Below are 17,169 nucleotides of genomic sequence, written 5' to 3'. Positions count from 1 at the left end.
TCTCCGAAAATGCGGGCGCTCAGCGCTGGCCTGGCGGGTTGTCTTTGAGCTGCAGGGCGCGCAGGTTGTGCGGGTCCAGACGCTGGATCAGCTGCAATTGCTCGACCGTCGGTGCCACGGTGGTCGGGCAATCGTCCGGCACGTGCAGCTCAAACCCGGTGTTGTCCCGGACCTGCGCTGCCGTCACACCGGGGTGCAGCGAACGAATGCGCATCTGCCGCTGCGGTCCCTGGAAATCCAGCACGCACAGATCGGTGATGACCAGGCGAATGTCGATGTCATCCAGCGACCAGCCGCGCGCCAGGCGGGCCGGGTTGTAGCCGACCGAGGCGACCATATCGACCTCGCCTTCGACGAACACCCGACGGTTATGGCTCGGCACGCAAAACGAGTTGGCGTGGCTGATCGAGTTGCCGGGAAAACCACGCACGCCGAGCATCTGCGCCTTGGGTTTGGCGTAGTCGCCGATGCAGGAAATGTTCGCCTGGCCATAGCGGTCGATCTGGGTCGGGCCGACCAGTGCATGGCGCTTGCCGCCCCAGACGTTGTCGAAAATCCGCGAGAACCCCATCCAGCTGTCACGCTTGAGCTCGTAGCCGTTGCGTGTGCCCAGCGGCACCGGCTCTGCGACCATGTAGGCTTCGGAGTCGGTCATCAGCAGTTGCGGGTTGCTGGTCAGCATGGCCAGCGAAGCGGCCAGACGCGGGATCACGCCGATGCCGGTGGCCAACACTTCGCCGTCCTCGCGCCAGGCTTCGGAGGCCGCGCAGATCATCAACTCAGCGAGGCTGTAAGTAGTAGTGCTCATCGCAAGGCTCCCTTAGAAAATCGGCAACGGCAGTTCACGGATCGCAGCCAGGCCGCCAACCTTGTCCAGATACTGTTCGTGGGTGCAGTCGACGTAGTCGCGCACGTACCCTTCCCAGCCGTCGGCCGCCTGCACGGTGGCGTTGTAAGCCTTGAAGTGCGCGACGTCGAAACCGTACAGCGGCGCGCAGGACGACGGGTGCGCCCCACCCGGCACGTGGGCCACGGCGGTGGTCAGGTTGCGCTCCCAGAACACTTGATGGGCGTGGGCGCTGTCCTGGTGGAAGTAGTCGCTGTCGACCAGTTCATCGCAGGTCACGTAGCTGTGGGTCGCGGCCCGCACGAACAGGTCGTCCATGTAGTGATCGGGTCCGCTAATCTGGCACACGCCGCGTTTGTCGGCACGGTCGACGTGCACCAGTGCTGCGTCGAGCTTGAGCGCCGGCATCGCCACCCAGTCCTTGCCATCGGCATAGGGCGAGGCGATCAACTTGATCTGGCGGTTGTAGCGCAGCACATCGGTGCCCAGGCCCACTGCGGTCGGTATGAACGGCACATTCATCGCCGCCGCCCGCAGACCGAGCAGCAGCATGCCTTCGTCGATCTCCATCACTTCCAGCGCCGCTTCCTGGCGCGCCTTGCGGAAGTACGGCTCCAGTGGAATGAAATCCAGGGAAACGAAGGCGAACACCAGTTTCCTGATCTTGCCGGCGGCGCAAAGCATGCCGACGTCCGCCCCCCCGTATGCAACAACAGTCAGCTCCTTGAGGTCCGAGCGCAGAATCTCCCGCACCAGCGCCATCGGCTTGCGCCGCGGGCCCCAGCCACCGATGCCGATGGTCATGCCATCACGCAGTTGGCCGACGATCTCGGCGGTGCTCATTTGCTTGTCCATCGTCATGTTCCTCATTGGCGACCGACACTGAAGTCGTGGCCCCAGTGGCTGACCACGGTGCTTTCGAACGGCGTGTGGCGATCCCAGTCGACCACCAGGCCATCGCAGCCGTACTCCAGGTCAAACCCGGACGGGGTCTTGATATAGAAAGAGATCATCTGGTCGTTGGTGTGCTGGCCGAGGGTGGCCGACAACTTCACGCCGTTGGCGTGGACGCGGTCCAGCGCCCTGCCCACTTCATCAAGCGCATTCACCTCGACCATCATGTGCACGCAGCCGTGGGGCATCGGGCACTCGAAAATCGCCAGCGAGTGGTGCCGGCCATTGTTGCAATGCAGGAAGTGGATGCGCTTTTGCGGTTCGGCCGGGTCCGGGGTGAAGCGGACTTTCATCAGGTCCGACAGACCGAAACCGAGCACCTGTTCGTAGAAGTCGCGGCAGCGTTCGAAGGCTGGCGCCGGGAGTACGACGTGGCCCATGCCGAGGTCGTTGGTGACAAAACCTTTGACGCCGACCGGCGAGACGAAACGGGCGAAGTCCTGCAACGGGCCCCAGAACAGTTCGTGACGATTGCCATCCGGGTCGCTGAAGTGCACCAGCTCCTGAACCTTGCGCAGCTCGGCCTCGGCCGCGGTGCCACGGGTCACTTGCACGTCGGCCTGTTGCAGCTCGCTGATCGCCTGCTCCAGCGCCGCTTTACCGGCCACTTCCCAGCCGCAGGCACCGAAGCCGTTGTCGGCATTTTTCTGCACCAGGATGCGGTAATGGCGCTCGTCCATTTTCAGGTACAAAAGCTCATCGTCGCCGCTGACCATCATGCCCAGCACCTGGCTTGCGTAGTGACGCCATTGCGCCAGATCGCTGGACAGCAGGGTGACGTAACCCAGACCACGGATATCCATGGATGCACTCCTCGTTTTTCTCAGGCGATGCCACCCTTCGGCGACTGCCGGGGGAGACTTTATGTAGGGCCTATTCAAACGGGTTCGGGGAGGGGCAACATCGTCCAATGGGACTAGCGGATTTGATGGGGTACGCACATAAAAAACTGTAGGAGCGAGCCTGCTCGCGATGGGGACCTAACAGTCAACATTGATGTTGAATGTACGACCGCTATCGCGAGCAAGCTCGCTCCTACAGGGGTAGGTGGTGTTGCGGCTTTATGCAGGTTGTTCGATTTGATCCAGCACACGGTTCGCGGTGATCTCGGCGAGCATGACGCTGTTGGAAATGCCCAACAGTGCATTGCGGTCACCGCCCTCCAGATGATCCACCAGTTGATGCACCATCACATCGACCGAGGCCAGGGTCTCGACCAGATAGACCACCAGGGTTTCGGTCGTGGCCCCGGGGTCGACGCTGAACAGCGTGCTGATGGTTCGAGGGGTGGCTTTGATGTCGGCTGTCGAGGGGAAGTGGTAAGCGAGGGCTCGCTCGGCGGCTTCGTTGAGTTTTTTGGAATCGGGTTCGTTCGGGGATGCCGGATCGGCTTCCGGGGGATTAGGTGAAGGCTTGATCATGATTCTGTCTCCAGAAATTGGAGCCGTCACCCAATTGCGACCAAACAAGGGGGTGGCAGCTGTACGCAGGTTAGTCGACCGGGGAGACACGAAACCGGCGCGCCCGAGAGCGCCCTGCGCACAGCTACCATCAAGCGCAGACATGAAATGACCTGACTCTTTGGAACGCATGCACGCTTCGTGTAACCACAGGCGACTAAACCCGATCACTGATGAGCAGTGACGCGAATCAAGTTACCGAGGGGGTCCAAAGCGCACAAGCCGGCGGATTCTGGCGTACCTGTAGGCAACGACGCAAGGCGTTGTAGCTTTCATCAAGTAACGCTGACAGCCGTTAAACAAACCCCGTTTAAAGGCCAAATCGGTGACGCGAACTTGCGCAAAAACCTGTAGGAGCGAGCTTGCTCGCGATGGTCGCCAACGATAACGCTGAAAGCCTGACACCCCGCGGCGCTCTCCGGTTTATCGCGAGCAGGCTCGCTCCTACAGGGGGTATGCAGTGGTCAATGCCCTATCCGGCGGGCATAAAAAAACGGGCCTTGGGGACCCGTTGGAAAGTTGGCCTGACGTCCATGCCAGGCCTGAAAAAACTGTAGCAGCTGCCGAAGGCTGCGTCCGAGTGCGCAGCGCTCGCAACCTGGCAAACCGAGTCCGTCCAGAAACACCGTCTATTGCCCTTTTGCGAGTGCTGCGCACTCGGACGCAGCCTTCGGCAGCTGCTACAGGTTTGCGTTATCTCAAATCAGCCCTTACGAAAATGCGGGATCACCTTCTCGCCAATATTCTTCAGGGTCTCCAGCTGCGCCCACTGCGGCACGGTGCCCATCTGGCAGATGAACAGGATTTCGTCGGCGCCGGCATCGATCAGGCGCTGCACATAATTGATGCAATCCTCGACGGTGCCGTAGGCGTGGTTGGGGTTCATCATCGCCATGGTAGGGTCGGAGAAATCGACGCTGACTTCTTCGGAGGCGAAGCGCGACTTGATCACGCTCTGGCCGTTGCCGTCGACGAAGGTGTCGTCTTTCCACTTCTCCGGGTCCGGACGCTCGCCACCGCCGTACCAGTAGCCCAACGATTCCATGAAGTAACGCTGACCACGGATACCGATGCGGCGCGCTTCTGCGTTGTCTTCCAGGACGATGGCCGGGCACAGCGCGGCGATGTGACGGTTTGGACGGAAGCCCACTTGCTTCTTCTCATCGCGGTTGTCGTAGGCCGTGTGATACACCTCGACCTTCTTGGCGATCTCTTCCGGGCCCCCGAAGCCCAGCACCAGCGCGCCCATGCCGCGACCGCCGGCGTTTTTCAGCGACTCGGTGTTGGTGCATGCCAGGTACATCGGCGGGTGCGGATCCTGGTAAGGCTTTGGATGGATCGGACGCTTGGGGATCTGCACGAAGTCGCCGTTGTGCTCGATCTCGTCCTGCACGAACATTTTCGGGATCAGGTACATCATCTCGTCGATCTGCGGCTGCAAGGTCGCCAGGTCGTAGCCGAAGGTGCCGGCTTCCTGCTGGGTGCCGCCCTTGCCCACGCCAAAGTGCACACGGCCCTTGGACAGCAGGTCGAGGGTGGCGATGCGCTCGGCGACTTTCACCGGGTGGTTCATCGCCGGAGGCAGGCAGACCACACCGTGACCGATGCCGATGCGCTCGGTTTTACCGGCCACGAAAGCCAGCATGGTTTCCGGCGCGGACATGTGCGAGTAGTTGCTCAACGCGGTGTGCTCCACGCACCAGAAGGTGTCGAAGCCAAGCTTGTCGGCGAGGATGGCCTGCTCGACCGTGTCTTCAAAAATCTTGCGGTCGCCTTCACGGCTGGAGTCCACCGTCTGGGCTTCGTAAATCAGGGAAAATTTCATGGTTGATCCTTGTGCTTATTTGGATGCGCAGTCGGCGCCGTAGACCTTCGCCTTACCGTCAATGCTCGTGCATCGACGGGGCGCTCGAATCACGCAAACGGACTAGCCGATTTATAGGTAAAGAGCCGGACATCGCGTCAGAGGAAGAAGTCGTTGCTGTCCTGACCCATGCTGACGCCGCCAAGGTTCCAGGCGTACTTGGCCGGGCTATTGGCCACGTGGGCGCGACCGGTGTGAATGTCGCGGAAGGCACGGTTGATCGGGTGACTGCGGAAGATCGTCGAAGCACCGCTGTTGAACATCAGGTCACCAACGGCCTTGGCGCACTTGTCGGCCACCAGCGCTGAGTCGTAACGCATCTTCACCCGCTCGGGCATGCTCAACGGCTCACCCTTCTGCGCGCGCTCAAGCATCAGGGCGAAGTTTCGCAGCAGCACGGTCTTGCATTCATCGACGCAGACCATGGCATTGGCCAGGGCCGATTGCGCGGCCGGGTCCTGAACCATTTTGCGACCGTCATTGACTCCGACCCGCGCACGGTTGTGCTCGACAAACTGATCCACCGCGCCTTGCAGGGCACCGATGGCGGACGACGAAACCGCACGCACGAAAATCTGCCCGAATGGCAGACGAAACAACGGCGCAGTGTTCACCGCATTGCCCGGGCTGTTCTGCATGAAGCCGTCGAACGCGCGATGAGTGCGGTACTCCGGCACGAAAGCGTTCTCCACCAGAATGTCGTGGGAGCCAGTGGCTTCCAGGCCCATGACATTCCAGTTGTCGAGAATCTGATAGTCACTGCGCGGCACCAGGAACGTCCGATAGTCCGGCGCCCCACCCGCCTCTGCCGGCGGCACCAGCGCACCAAGGAACACCCAGTCGCAATGCTTGCTGCCGGAAGAAAAGCCCCAGCGGCCGCTCAACTTGAAGCCACCTTCGACCCGCTCGACCTTACCCACCGGCATATAGGAAGACGAAATCAGCACGCTGGAATCGCTACCCCAGACATCCTGCGCGGCGCGGTCGTCGAACAGCGCCAGTTGCCAGTTATGGATCGCCACCACCCCCAGCACCCAGGCCGAGGACATGCAGCCTTCGGCAAGGGTCATCTGCACCTCGAAGAAATCCTTGGGCTCCAGCTCATAGCCTTCCCAGCGGGACGGTTGCAGGATGCGAAAGAACCCGGCGGCCTGGAAATCCTTCAGTGTTTCTTCGGGCAACTGGCCGGCTTGCGCAGCGTTCAGGGCGCGCTCACGCAGGATCGGCACCAGCTCGCGGGCACGTTGGCTCAAACGCTGGCGAATCAGGTCTTGGTTGAGCATTTTTATTGTTCTCCTTTGTTCACCCCATCCGCCGGGGCGCGCGTGCAACGGGGCGGGTGTAGCGCCCCTACACTGGCATTCAAGCAATGCGCAACAGAGTGGACATCCCTCAAACGGACCATGTGGGATTGGGGGAACAGGTGTCTGGGGGTGTATCTGAAAGGGGGGCGTTGGCTGGCAGGCCGTCTTCGCGAGCAAGCCCGCTCCCACATTGGGTTCCGGTTTTACTCGGGACTTGTGGCCACTGAAGATCCCTGTGGGAGCGAGCTTGCTCGCGATGGCTATGTATCAGGCGATGATTATTTTGTAGGGGTACATATCCGTTGCTGCGGTAACGGCGGCTTATGGTTCCGCCCTTACGGCACCCGAGGCGGCCTACCGGCCGGCCTGGTTATTGGGGACGTTCGTCTGTGCGATACCTGGTCGACTGGCCGGCCGCCATCGCGAGCAAGCTCGCTCCCACAGGTACTGAGTACATCTGCAAGCAATTGGTTGGCTGGCAGGCCGTCATCGCGAGCAGGCTCGCTCCTACAGTTGGGCCGGGTACATTCGGAAGAAATTGGTCGGCTGACAGGCCGCCATCGCAGGCAAGCCAGCTCCCACAGGGATTGCGGACATCTGCAAATACCAGGTCGGCTGTCAGGCCGCCATCGCGAGCAGGCTCACTCCTACAGAAGAGCAACGGCAGATCGGCATACCCCCACGCTCTTCACCACTCATCAGGCCGAGCGTTAGCTCGCCTGCAGCTCTTGATCTTGATCCACCCGCCCCCTCGGAAGGCTGAGTGGAGGTGTTCATCCGGGGATGGGCGCGCAGCGCCGTTCGACGCAGTCGAACTCATTGCATGCAGGTCGCGCGAAGCCGACCGGAGGGCAATGCCCCCGGATGGACACCGGAGCGAAGGAACCCCGAGCCTTGGCGAGGGGCCGTACGTAAGGGGCGAGACCTTTGGTTCCTTTGGGGCGTTTGCCAAAGGGACTCGCCGTAAGGTCGAAACCATAAGCCGCCGTTACCGCAGCAACGGATATGTCCCCCCCCCACCCAGGCCTAGTCCCCTCGGACGATGTTCTAGATAGACACCAGAGCAAGAATCCATCGCACTCCCCAACCAACAAAAAGGCCCAGTGCGATGAACGACGCCAACCTCAAAGCCGACATGCTCCAGGCCATGCGCCGCCTGGCCAAGTCCGTCACCATTATCAGCACCAGCAACGGCTCCGAACGCTTCGCCATGGCCGCCACCGCGGTCGATTCCCTGAGCACCGAACCGCCATCGCTGCTGATCTGCGTCAACAAGACCGCCTCCCCCCACGCCGCACTGGCGACCGGCGCGGACTTCTGCGTGAACATCCTCGGCGTCGAACAACAAGACCTGGCCAACCTGTGCAGCGGCGCGATCAAGGGTGAAGCACGCTTCGACCGTGGCAACTGGCTGACCAGCCCCGGCGGCATCCCTTACCTGGGTGACGCACAGTCGGCGATCCTCTGCCGTCAGGACGGCCACTTCAGCTACGGCACCCACACCGTGTTCATCGGACGCATCCTGCAGATCCACACCACTGACGCCATCACCCCGCTGGTCTACCTCGACGGCAGCTACACCACCACCGCCAAACCAGCACCTTCTCTCGCTGCGGCTGGCTGAGGCCCGAACATGGACAGCCTGAACCGGTTGACGGCGTTGCGAGTGAACAGCGCCGACCAGTTGCCATGGGATGACCGCTGCGACTTGCTGATCGTCGGGTTTGGCGGAGCCGGCGCCTGTGCCGCCATCGAAGCCAGCACTCGCGGCCTGTCGGTGCTCGCACTGGATCGCTTCGAAGGCGGCGGCGCCACGGCACTCAGCGGTGGCGTGGTCTACGCCGGCGGCGGTACACCGTATCAGCGTCAGGCTGGCTATGAAGACACCAGCGAGGCGATGTTCAATTACCTGCGACAGGAAGTTGGCGAGGCCGTCAGCCCCGAGACGCTACGGGATTTCTGCGAAGGCAGCCGCGAGCAACTGGCCTGGCTGGAGCGACAAGGCGCGTCCTTCGAAGCCAGCGTACCGCCGCACAAGACCTCGTACCCGAGTGACCAGTACTACCTCTATTACTCTGGCAACGAAGCCGTGCCGGCCTATGCCGCCAGCGCCAAGCCGGCGCCTCGTGGCCATCGTACCAAAGGCCCGGGCATGTCCGGCGCCAGCCTGTTCGCCCCGCTCAAGGCCAGCGCCTTGCGTCACGGTGCACGCCTGCGCAGCCAGTGCGAAGTACGGCGGCTGGTGCTTGACCTAGACGACAAGGTCATCGGCGTCGAAGCCTGGCAGTTGCCGTCGGGTAGCCGCGCTGCCAAACAACATGCGCGTCTGTCGCGCTGGGCCGCGGCCATTCATATGTACGCTCCGGCGTTGGCCGACCGCTTGCGCGCCCGTCAGCGCCGTATCGAACAGACCAGCGCCATACGCCAGTTGATTCGTGCCGAGCAGGCGGTGTTGCTGAGCAGCGGCGGTTTTATTTTCAATCGCGAACTGGTGCGCCAGCACGCGCCGCAGTACCTGGCCGGTTTGCCGCTGGGCGCCACCGGGTGCAACGGCAGCGGCATCGCCCTGGGCCAAAGCGCCGGTGGCAGCGTGGCGCGGATGGACAAGGTCAGCGCCTGGCGTTTCATCAACCCGCCACTGGCCTGGGCCCGCGGGCTGATCGTCAATGCCCGCGGACAACGTTACGCCAACGAAGAAATCTACGGCGCGACCCTCGGCCACGCCATGGTCGAAGAACAGGATGGCCGCGCCATTCTGATTCTCAATCGGGCACTGGTTCGAGAAGCACTCAGTCAGGTCGCCCCCGGCAAAGTGTGGAATTTCCAGCGCCTGCCGGTGCTGCTCAATTTGCTGTTCAACGCCAAACGCAGCAGCAGCCTGGCCGGGCTGGCCAAACGCTGCAATCTGCCGCCGGAATTGCTGCGTCAGAGCGTCGAACGTTACAGCCGCGCGGCACGAGGCGAACTGGTCGACGAGTTCGGCAAATCCGCGGCGATGCTCGCCAACCTCGACCAGGGCCCGTGGTACGCCCTTGATCTTTCATTCGCCAGCAAACTCTTCCCCTGCCCGGTCATTACCCTGGGCGGGTTGAAAGTCTGCGAGGCCAGCGGTCGGGTGCTGGACCCTGCCGGCCAGCCAATAAACGGCCTGTACAGCGCTGGCCGCAACGCGGTCGGGGTCGCCTCCAACCTGTATGTCTCCGGCCTGTCACTGGCCGATTGCATCTATTCCGGTCGCAGGGCTGCTGCCCACGTGGCCGACCAATTCGCACTTCAAACCGCACGATCAGGAGAACAACAATGCAACGTGTAGAAGGCAAAGTCTGCATCATCACCGGCGCCGCCAGCGGCATCGGTCGCGAAGACGCCCTGCTGCTGGCCCGCGAAGGCGCCAAAGTAGTACTGACCGACCTCAACGAAGAGGCCGGTCGCCAGGCGGCTGCGGAAATCGGCGCCAACGCGCTGTTCATCCGCCACGACATCGCCAGCGAAAGCGACTGGCAACACGTGGTCAAGACCACCGTGGAACACTTCGGCCGCCTCGACGTACTGGTCAACAACGCCGCGATCCTGGCCCTGGGCAGCATCGAGGACACCACCCTTGAGCTGTGGCAGAAGGTGCAGAAGATCAACGGCGAAGGCTACTTCCTCGGCTGCAAGTACGCGATCCAGGCCATGAAGAAAACCGGTGGCGGCTCGATCATCAACATGTCGTCGGTGGCCGCGTTGGGCGCGATGCCGATGTTCTGCGCTTACTCGGCATCCAAAGGCGCAGTGGCGGCGATGACCCGCTCCATTGCCTTGCACTGCAAGCAGCAGGGCTACCGCATCCGCTGCAACAGCGTGCACCCCGATGGCGTGAACACGCCGATGACCCAGGCCCTGGCCGGTGGTCAGCCGATCCCGCAGGAAGCACTGGACCGGGATCCGATGAATCGCATGGCCGCGCCACGGGACATTGCCAATGTGGTGCTGTTCCTCGCCGCCGACGAGTCGCGATTCGTCAACGGTGCCGAGATCCGCGTCGACAACGCCCAACTGATCAGCGGGCTCTGAGGCCGAGGTGAACATGGGCACGCAACAACAGAACCTGACTCCGGCTGAATCGACGACGGCAAGCGTCTCATTGCAAGTGTGCGCGGTGATCGACGAGACCGCTGATGCGCGCTCGCTGGTGCTGGACGTACCGCCAAACCTGCGTGAGCGCTTTCGCTACAAACCGGGCCAGTTCCTGAGTTTTCGCGTGCCCTTGGCCGGCAAACTGTTGACCCGCTGCTATTCCATGGCCAGCTCGCCCCTCGCGGACGCACTGCCCAAGGTCACGGTGAAACGGGTTGACGGTGGGCGGGTGTCGAACTGGATGAACGAAGTCCAGGTCGGCGACTGGCTGGAAGTGCTGCCACCGGCCGGGCATTTCTGCCTGGACCCGCAGGCGGACACCGAAAAGCCCCTGGTCTTGTTCGGGGGCGGTTCGGGCATCACCCCGGTGTTTTCCATTCTCAAATCAGTGCTGCACAGCAGTCGGCGGCCGATCAAGTTGATCTACGCCAACCGCGATGAAGCGTCGGTGATTTTCAAGGACGAGCTGTGCCGCTTGATCAAGGCGCATCCTGATCAACTGCACGTGGTGCACGTCCTCGACTCGGTGCAGGGTTTCCTGACGGACCATCAGGTCCGTCATCTGCTACGGGGATCGGCCGGCGGTGATTACTTCATCTGCGGGCCGGGGCCGTTCATGGACACTGTGGAGCGCACGCTGCTGGCGCTGGGCGAAGCGGCCGAGCGGATCCATGTCGAACGTTTCGTCTCGCCACCGGACCCCGATGAACTGTTGGCCGAAGAAGCCCTAGCCCGCGAGGCGGCGATGGGGTCGCAGTGCGAGGCGTTGATCGTCGAGCTTGATGGCCAGCAACACGAAATTACCTGCAAACCCGGCGACACCCTGCTGCAAAGTTGCAAGGCCGCCGGCCTGGACGTGCCATCGTCCTGTGAAGAAGGCTTTTGCGGCGCATGCATGTGCGTGGTCAAGGAAGGTGAAACCCAACTGGCGCGCAACGACGTGCTGACGCCAAAGGAACTGGCCGACGGCTGGACGCTGGCCTGCCAGAGCCGCCCGACGGGTGCCCGGGTACGCCTGAAATTCCCGGATTGAGAGTACGCGTCCCCCCCCTGTAGGAGCGAGCCTGCTCGCGATGGGCGTCAACGATAACGCGCCTTGTCTGAATGAACGCGGTGCCCAGACGTTTTTCGCGAGCAGGCTCGCTCCTACAGTTGAAATGTGCCAGACGGGGGATCTGTTGCTTAGTCTCATTGGACGATCACTCAGGCCAAGTCTGCCGTTAGACTCGGCCACAGCATTAGCCCACAACAATAAAGAGGTGCAGTTATGGCTCGTTTGCAGAATAAGGTCGCGGTGGTCACCGGCGGCGCTTCGGGTATCGGTCTGGCCTGCGTGCGCCGTTTCGCTGCCGAAGGCGCGCAAGTGGTCGGGCTGGACATCGGCAGCGCTCCGGCAGACTTCCCCGGCCTGTTCATGCCCCTGGACGTGCGCGACGAAGCGCAGGTACAGCAGGTCATGCAAGACGTCATCAGCCGCTTCGGGCACATCGACGTGCTGGTCAATGCCGCCGGCGTCGCCGACCAGGGCAGCGTGACCCAGACCACCACCGCCAACTGGCAACGGGTGATGGACATCAACCTGACCGGCAGCATGCTCACCAGCAAGTACGCGCTGGCGTCGATGGTTGAGCAGCGCGGTGGTTCGATCATCAACGTCGGTTCGATCTTCGGCCTGCAAGGCTGCGACGGCAACGTGGCCTATAACGTATCCAAGGGCGGCATCAACCAGCTGACCCGCTCGATGGCCATCGACTACGGCTACGCCAACGTTCGCGTCAACGGCCTGTGCCCGGGCCTGATCGAAACGCCGATGACCAGCATGGTCCGTGACAATGACGCGTTCCACGCGTTTTTCGCCTCGCAGCACATGCTCAGCCGCTCCGGGCAACCGGAAGAAGTGGCCAACGTCGCGCTGTTCCTGGCCTCGGACGAAGCGTCCTTTGTCAGCGGCCAGATGATCGCCGTGGACGGTGGTTTCTCCGCCGGTCGCCGTTTCGCCCCGCCCGCCCAGTAATTCGCAATCCGGCCGGGCGCCCTGCCCGGCCTACTCCCTTTTTCGCAACTGTCTTCTAACCGGGGAGGCCCCATGCCGCCTGTCGCCACCGCACTGACCATCGCTCAACTGTTCGCCAACGCTGCCCAGGCCTACGGCGACCGCCCGGCCATCGAGGACGCGGGCCACGTCATCAGCTACCGACAACTGGACCAACTGCGCCGCCAGGCTGCCCGCGCACTGCTGGCCCTCGACGTACAGGCCGGGGACCGCGTGGCGATCTGGGCGCCCAACGTATGGGAATGGATCGTCGCCGCCGGCGCCCTGCAAAGTGTCGGCGCCGCTCTGGTACCGCTCAATACCCGGATGAAGGGCAGCGAAGCCGGCTACATCCTGCGCGAAAGCGGCACCTGTGTGCTGTTTGCCATCGGCGAATTCCTCGGCGCGGACTACCCCGGCATGCTGGCGTCGGAAGACCTGCCTGAGCTGCGCCACATCGTCAGCGTGCGCGGCGCCAATGCGGGCACCCTGGCCTGGGAGCGGTTTATGGACCTGGGCACCGACGTGCCGCACCTGGCCCTGCGCACCCGCGAACAGAGCGTTGGCCCGCAGGCCTTGTCCGACGTGCTGTTCACCTCGGGCACCACCGGCAAGCCCAAAGGCGTGATGACCAGCCACGGCCAGAACCTGCGCATCGTGCGCGACTGGAGTGATATCGTCGGGCTGCGCGAAAGCGATCGCTACCTGATCGTCAATCCGTTCTTCCACTCCTTCGGCTACAAGGCCGGTTGGCTGGCAGCGCTGATGCGTGGCTGCACCCTTCTGCCGCAGCAAGTGTTCGACGTGCAGGCCGTGCTCGAATGCGTGCAGCACGAACGCATCACCGTGTTGCCCGGGCCGCCGACGCTGTATCAATCGTTGCTGGCCCATCCGCAACGCAGTGAGTTCGACCTCAGCTCCTTGCGCGTGGCGGTGACCGGGGCGGCGGCGATTCCCGTGGAGATGATCCACCGCATGCGCGACGAACTGGGTTTCGCCACCATCGTCACCGCGTATGGCCTGACGGAAGTCTGCGGTTTCGCGACGATCTGCCGCGCCGGCGACTCTGCGGAACTGGTCGCCAACACCAGTGGCCGGGCGATGCCGGGGGTAGAAGTACGCTGTGTCGGCAACACTGGCCGCAGCCAGCCGGCCAACATCCCCGGTGAAGTGCAGATTCGCGGCTACAACCTGATGCAGGGGTATCTCAACAACCCCGAAGCCAGCCAGGAGATTCTCGACGCCGACGGCTGGCTGCACACCGGCGACATCGGCATGCTCGACGAACAGGGTTACCTGCGCATCACCGACCGCCTCAAGGACATGTTCATCACCGGTGGCTTCAACGTGTACCCGGCGGAGATCGAACAGTGCCTGCTGACCTATCCGGGCGTGGCCCAGGCCGCGGTGATCGGTATTCCTGACGAGCGCCTGGGAGAAGTGGCAATGGCGTTCCTGTTGCCTGCCCCCGGGATGGACATCGAGCAAACCCGATTCCTCGCCTGGTGCCGTGAGCAGATGGCCAACTACAAGGTGCCGCGCCGGGTGCAGGTGCTGCAGAGCATGCCGATCAATGCGGCGGGTAAAGTGACGAAGAATGTGTTGCGCGAGTGGGCATTGCAACCGGCCGACTAAACGCAATCCCTGTAGGAGCGAGCCTGCTCGCGATGGTGTGTCAGTCGACATCAATGCAACTGATAGACCATCGCGAGCAGGCTCGCTCCTACAGGGTTCGGGGGTGCACAAAAATTTCCCGCTCCCACAGGTATTGTGCTTGCCTTACTTAATCGGAGTCAGACCACCCGCGCCGGATGCTGCTGGCGAGGGTCGCCGAGCATGGCGCGGTGCGACGGTGGCTGACGGCCTTCGGCTTCGCTGATGCCGTAGCCAGGGGCGATTTCGGCGGTGATCAGGGTCTGTCCGGACAACGCCATCAACTGCGGATCATTAAGCAAGGCATGAATCACCCGCCCATTGAATTGCGGGGTTTCGGCATGGGCGAGAAACACCTGGTACTGCTCGCCATGCTGTTCGCCGGCAATCTTCGTGCGCTCGGTCAGTTGCGGGCCGAGCCACAACGACAACGCCGCCACGCCCTGCCCTTCGAAATCGATCGCCATGTCCGCCGCCAGTTTGTCGACCCCGGCCTTTTGCGCACCGTACGCCGGACCATGCATGTAGCACCCGGCGCCGAATGACGAAGTAAAGCAAACCAGCCCTTGGGCACTTTTCAGCAACAGCGGCGCGGCGTAGTAGCTGGCGATATAGGCCGAGCGCAGACCGACCTCAAGAATGCGCACCAGGTCCAGGGGTTTGGCCCAGAACGGTCCGGGTTCGATCAACTGGTCATGAATGAACGCGGCGTTGTTCACCAGCAAATCCAGATGCCCGCACTCGGCTTTTACTCGAGCAAACAGCGCCTGGACCTGCGCGTCATCGGCGTGATCGCAGACCACCGCGATACCGCGCCCACCGGCGGCGGTGTCCTCCAGCGAGCCGCGCAAGGCATGCCCGTACAACTTCGACCCGCCCTGCGCCGGGGCACGGCCGGTGACGTACACGATCATGCCGGCCGCCCCGAGGGCCAAGGCGATGCCCTGGCCCACTCCGCGACTGGCACCGGTAACGACAGCAATCTGTTGACGTGACTGATTCATTCGAAACTCCCGAACAAGGTTTTCGCCGAAGCGGTTTCGCTCTGGCGCTTGATGTGATTGGCCGCCAGGTAACCGAAAGTCATGGCCGGGCCGATGGTCGAACCGGCGCCAGGGTAGGTGCGGCCCATCATCGAGGCGGCGCTGTTGCCGATGGCGTACAGGCCGCTGATCGGTTCTCCGTCTTCATGCAACACGCGGGCGTGCACGTCGGTCAGCAAGCCACCCTTGGTGCCAATGTCGCCGGCGTCGATGCGCACGGCGTAGAACGGTCCCTTGAGCAACGGCGCCAGGCATGGATTGGGTTGCACGTTCGGGTCGCCGTAGTAGCGGTCGAACAGTGATTCGCCCTTGTGGAAATCCTCGTCGACACCCTGCACGGCCATGCCGTTGAAGCGCTGCACGGTGCGGACAAGTCCGGCGCCGTCGACGCCGATTTTCATCGCCAGTTCCTCCAGGCTCGACGCCTTGTGGAAGTAGTCGCGCAGATGCTCGGGCAGTTGCCAATCGCGCTGGGCGTAACCCGGCAGCAAGGCGCCGCACGGGTATTTGCGCCGGAACTCGGCGTCGAACACCATCCAGCACGGCACGCTCGCGGCGCCTTCGCGGTGGTTGGCGTACATCGCGTAAACGATATCGGTATAAGGCGCGGCCTCGTTGACGAAACGCTCCCCCGCCGCGTTGACCATCACACACCCCGGCAGGGTGCGTTCAACGAACAGTGCACGCTGTTTTTCTTCGCCCTTGACGTAAGTGGTCGGCGCCCACCAGCTGTGTTCCATCAGCGCGGTTCGCGCGCCGATGGCCTGACCGGCGCGGATGCCGTCGCCGGTATTGTTGGGCGGCGTGGCACTCCAGTTCGCCTGGGACGGCTGCGGCAGATACTGCTCGCGCATCGCCTGGTTGCGCTCGAAACCACCGGCGGCAATGATCACCCCGTAGCGCGCCTTGACGTTGAGCAGCTGACCGTTGCGATTGACCCGCGCACCACCGACCCGGTCGTCGACCAGCAGCAGCTCTTCGAGTGCACAGTTGAGCCACAGCGATTTGCCGCGATCCTGCAACGAACAGCGCAAGGCACCGATCAAGGCATTGCCCAGGGTCAGGAAGCGGTCACGGCGAGACAAGCGTCGACCCTCGCGATCACGCCAGTAACGCCACATCACCCGCAGGGTCAGGCGCAACCAGCCGGGGCCACGGCACAGCAGCACTTGCGCCTCTTTCATGGTCATCGCCATGCGCCCCATCATCAGGGTGCCGGGGGACGGCGCGCGCATGCGCAGGAATTCTTCGCCGAGTTCGGCGGCGTCAAACGGTTGCGGATCCATCGAGCGATAACCCGGTTTTCCGCCAGCGACTTCCGGGTAGTAATCGGCGTAGCGCGGTTGCGCCTCGAAGCGCACGCGGGTGTGTTTTTCCAGGTACTCGACCATCTCCCGGCCGTGCTCGACATAGGCTTCGATGCGCCCGTCGTCGATCTCGCCATGGGTCACTGCGCGGATGTAGGCAATCGCTTCGGCCGCCGAATCACTGCCACCCAGGGCCTTGATCCGGTGGTTGTCGGGGATCCAGATGCCGCCGCCGGACACCGCCGAGGTGCCGCCATATTCGCCGCTTTTCTCGATCAGCAGCGCATTCAGGCCCAGGTCATGGGCGCGCAGCGTAGCGGTCATGCCACCGGCTCCCGAGCCAATCACCAATACATCACAGCACTCGTCCCATTTGATCCCGGCAGCGTTCATGCGATCACCCTTGTTCAGCGCCCATCAGGCAGAAACCGCCACCGCCGGATCTTCGCCCGGTGCAGTCGGTCTCGGGATTGTTCGCCGCACGCGCCCGGTGTTCATCGTCCGATAAGACTAAGGCCAGGACTGTGGTCGCCCCGTACAAATCGGTTAGTCCGCTTGGACGATGTTGCGTGCAAGTCGTGACTCC

14 protein-coding genes and 1 pseudogene are annotated in these 17,169 nt (G+C 62.8%); 7 read left to right on the top strand and 8 right to left on the bottom strand.

Translation table 11 applies throughout. The features are described from left to right. Nucleotides 1-19 precede the first annotated feature (19 nt). From ACEN8Z_RS12085 to ACEN8Z_RS12070, 4 genes are all read right to left on the bottom strand, one after another. A complete protein-coding gene (locus tag ACEN8Z_RS12085; protein ID WP_495597793.1) occupies nt 20-808 on the bottom strand; it encodes a CoA-transferase subunit beta in 789 nt (262 codons plus the stop codon). Between the two features lie 12 nt (nt 809-820). Beyond that, nucleotides 821-1,702 carry a CoA transferase subunit A gene (locus ACEN8Z_RS12080; protein ID WP_495597792.1) on the bottom strand — a complete coding sequence of 294 codons (882 nt, stop codon included), beginning with the start codon at nt 1,700-1,702 and terminating at the stop codon, nt 821-823. Nucleotides 1,703-1,713: 11 nt separating this feature from the next. Beyond that, on the bottom strand, nt 1,714-2,604 hold the full coding sequence (locus ACEN8Z_RS12075; protein WP_495597791.1) for a VOC family protein: 891 nt from the start codon (nt 2,602-2,604) through the stop codon (nt 1,714-1,716). A 258-nt stretch (nt 2,605-2,862) separates the two neighbouring features. Continuing rightward, on the bottom strand, nt 2,863-3,222 hold the full coding sequence (locus tag ACEN8Z_RS12070; RefSeq protein WP_495597790.1) for a DUF6124 family protein: 360 nt from the start codon (nt 3,220-3,222) through the stop codon (nt 2,863-2,865). Nucleotides 3,223-3,632: 410 nt separating this feature from the next. Between ACEN8Z_RS12070 and ACEN8Z_RS12065 the strand changes: the two are divergent. Continuing rightward, nucleotides 3,633-3,710: pseudogene (locus ACEN8Z_RS12065) on the top strand (YqgE/AlgH family protein); the annotation flags it as partial. Between the two features lie 254 nt (nt 3,711-3,964). Here the strand turns inward: ACEN8Z_RS12065 and ACEN8Z_RS12060 are convergent. Both ACEN8Z_RS12060 and ACEN8Z_RS12055 read right to left on the bottom strand, forming a co-directional pair. Then, nucleotides 3,965-5,086, bottom strand: coding sequence for an LLM class flavin-dependent oxidoreductase (locus ACEN8Z_RS12060; RefSeq protein WP_495597789.1), 1,122 nt, complete (start codon nt 5,084-5,086; stop codon nt 3,965-3,967). A 137-nt stretch (nt 5,087-5,223) separates the two neighbouring features. Then, the gene (locus ACEN8Z_RS12055) at nt 5,224-6,408 is read right to left on the bottom strand and encodes an acyl-CoA dehydrogenase family protein (RefSeq protein ID WP_495597788.1); all 1,185 of its coding nucleotides are present in this window, start codon (nt 6,406-6,408) and stop codon (nt 5,224-5,226) included. Nucleotides 6,409-7,537: 1,129 nt separating this feature from the next. On the opposite strand from ACEN8Z_RS12055, the gene ACEN8Z_RS12050 reads away from it, so the two are divergent. The 6 genes from ACEN8Z_RS12050 (at nt 7,538) to ACEN8Z_RS12025 (ending at nt 14,215) form a co-directional block, all read left to right on the top strand. Then, nucleotides 7,538-8,053, top strand: coding sequence for a flavin reductase family protein (locus tag ACEN8Z_RS12050; protein WP_007976920.1), 516 nt, complete (start codon nt 7,538-7,540; stop codon nt 8,051-8,053). A gap of 9 nt (nt 8,054-8,062) precedes the next feature. After that, nucleotides 8,063-9,742, top strand: coding sequence for an FAD-binding protein (locus ACEN8Z_RS12045; RefSeq protein ID WP_495597787.1), 1,680 nt, complete (start codon nt 8,063-8,065; stop codon nt 9,740-9,742). Further along, a complete protein-coding gene (locus ACEN8Z_RS12040; RefSeq protein WP_495597786.1) occupies nt 9,730-10,485 on the top strand; it encodes a glucose 1-dehydrogenase in 756 nt (251 codons plus the stop codon). Before ACEN8Z_RS12045 ends, ACEN8Z_RS12040 begins: the two co-directional genes overlap by 13 nt. A gap of 13 nt (nt 10,486-10,498) precedes the next feature. Then, the gene (locus ACEN8Z_RS12035) at nt 10,499-11,581 is read left to right on the top strand and encodes a 2Fe-2S iron-sulfur cluster-binding protein (protein WP_495597785.1); all 1,083 of its coding nucleotides are present in this window, start codon (nt 10,499-10,501) and stop codon (nt 11,579-11,581) included. A gap of 234 nt (nt 11,582-11,815) precedes the next feature. After that, complete coding sequence (locus ACEN8Z_RS12030) at nt 11,816-12,562, top strand: SDR family NAD(P)-dependent oxidoreductase (RefSeq protein ID WP_495597784.1); 747 nt, start codon at nt 11,816-11,818, stop codon at nt 12,560-12,562. Between the two features lie 72 nt (nt 12,563-12,634). After that, entirely contained in the window at nt 12,635-14,215 is a 1,581-nt protein-coding gene (locus ACEN8Z_RS12025; protein WP_495597783.1) for a FadD3 family acyl-CoA ligase, read from the top strand. A 158-nt stretch (nt 14,216-14,373) separates the two neighbouring features. Here ACEN8Z_RS12025 and ACEN8Z_RS12020 read toward each other — a convergent pair whose 3' ends face one another. Beyond that, the gene (locus ACEN8Z_RS12020) at nt 14,374-15,237 is read right to left on the bottom strand and encodes an SDR family NAD(P)-dependent oxidoreductase (RefSeq protein ID WP_495597782.1); all 864 of its coding nucleotides are present in this window, start codon (nt 15,235-15,237) and stop codon (nt 14,374-14,376) included. Further along, nucleotides 15,234-16,976, bottom strand: coding sequence for an FAD-binding protein (locus ACEN8Z_RS12015; RefSeq protein ID WP_495597781.1), 1,743 nt, complete (start codon nt 16,974-16,976; stop codon nt 15,234-15,236). The genes ACEN8Z_RS12020 and ACEN8Z_RS12015 overlap by 4 nt, the downstream gene beginning before the upstream one ends. Between the last annotated feature and the right edge of the window lie 193 nt (nt 16,977-17,169).

The sequence above is a fragment of the Pseudomonas sp. Pseusp10 genome, from assembly GCF_059492225.1.
Note: the sequence above shows the minus strand (reverse complement) of the source record. Positions and strands in the feature narration are given on the sequence as shown.

Coding starts and splice junctions, on each gene's coding strand:
- ACEN8Z_RS12085 (WP_495597793.1), bottom strand. CDS start 808: ATGAGCACTACTACTTACAGCCTCGCTGAGTTGATGATCTGCGCGGCC.
- ACEN8Z_RS12080 (WP_495597792.1), bottom strand. CDS start 1,702: ATGGACAAGCAAATGAGCACCGCCGAGATCGTCGGCCAACTGCGTGAT.
- ACEN8Z_RS12075 (WP_495597791.1), bottom strand. CDS start 2,604: ATGGATATCCGTGGTCTGGGTTACGTCACCCTGCTGTCCAGCGATCTG.
- ACEN8Z_RS12070 (WP_495597790.1), bottom strand. CDS start 3,222: ATGATCAAGCCTTCACCTAATCCCCCGGAAGCCGATCCGGCATCCCCG.
- ACEN8Z_RS12060 (WP_495597789.1), bottom strand. CDS start 5,086: ATGAAATTTTCCCTGATTTACGAAGCCCAGACGGTGGACTCCAGCCGT.
- ACEN8Z_RS12055 (WP_495597788.1), bottom strand. CDS start 6,408: ATGCTCAACCAAGACCTGATTCGCCAGCGTTTGAGCCAACGTGCCCGC.
- ACEN8Z_RS12050 (WP_007976920.1), top strand. CDS start 7,538: ATGAACGACGCCAACCTCAAAGCCGACATGCTCCAGGCCATGCGCCGC.
- ACEN8Z_RS12045 (WP_495597787.1), top strand. CDS start 8,063: ATGGACAGCCTGAACCGGTTGACGGCGTTGCGAGTGAACAGCGCCGAC.
- ACEN8Z_RS12040 (WP_495597786.1), top strand. CDS start 9,730: ATGCAACGTGTAGAAGGCAAAGTCTGCATCATCACCGGCGCCGCCAGC.
- ACEN8Z_RS12035 (WP_495597785.1), top strand. CDS start 10,499: ATGGGCACGCAACAACAGAACCTGACTCCGGCTGAATCGACGACGGCA.
- ACEN8Z_RS12030 (WP_495597784.1), top strand. CDS start 11,816: ATGGCTCGTTTGCAGAATAAGGTCGCGGTGGTCACCGGCGGCGCTTCG.
- ACEN8Z_RS12025 (WP_495597783.1), top strand. CDS start 12,635: ATGCCGCCTGTCGCCACCGCACTGACCATCGCTCAACTGTTCGCCAAC.
- ACEN8Z_RS12020 (WP_495597782.1), bottom strand. CDS start 15,237: ATGAATCAGTCACGTCAACAGATTGCTGTCGTTACCGGTGCCAGTCGC.
- ACEN8Z_RS12015 (WP_495597781.1), bottom strand. CDS start 16,976: ATGAACGCTGCCGGGATCAAATGGGACGAGTGCTGTGATGTATTGGTG.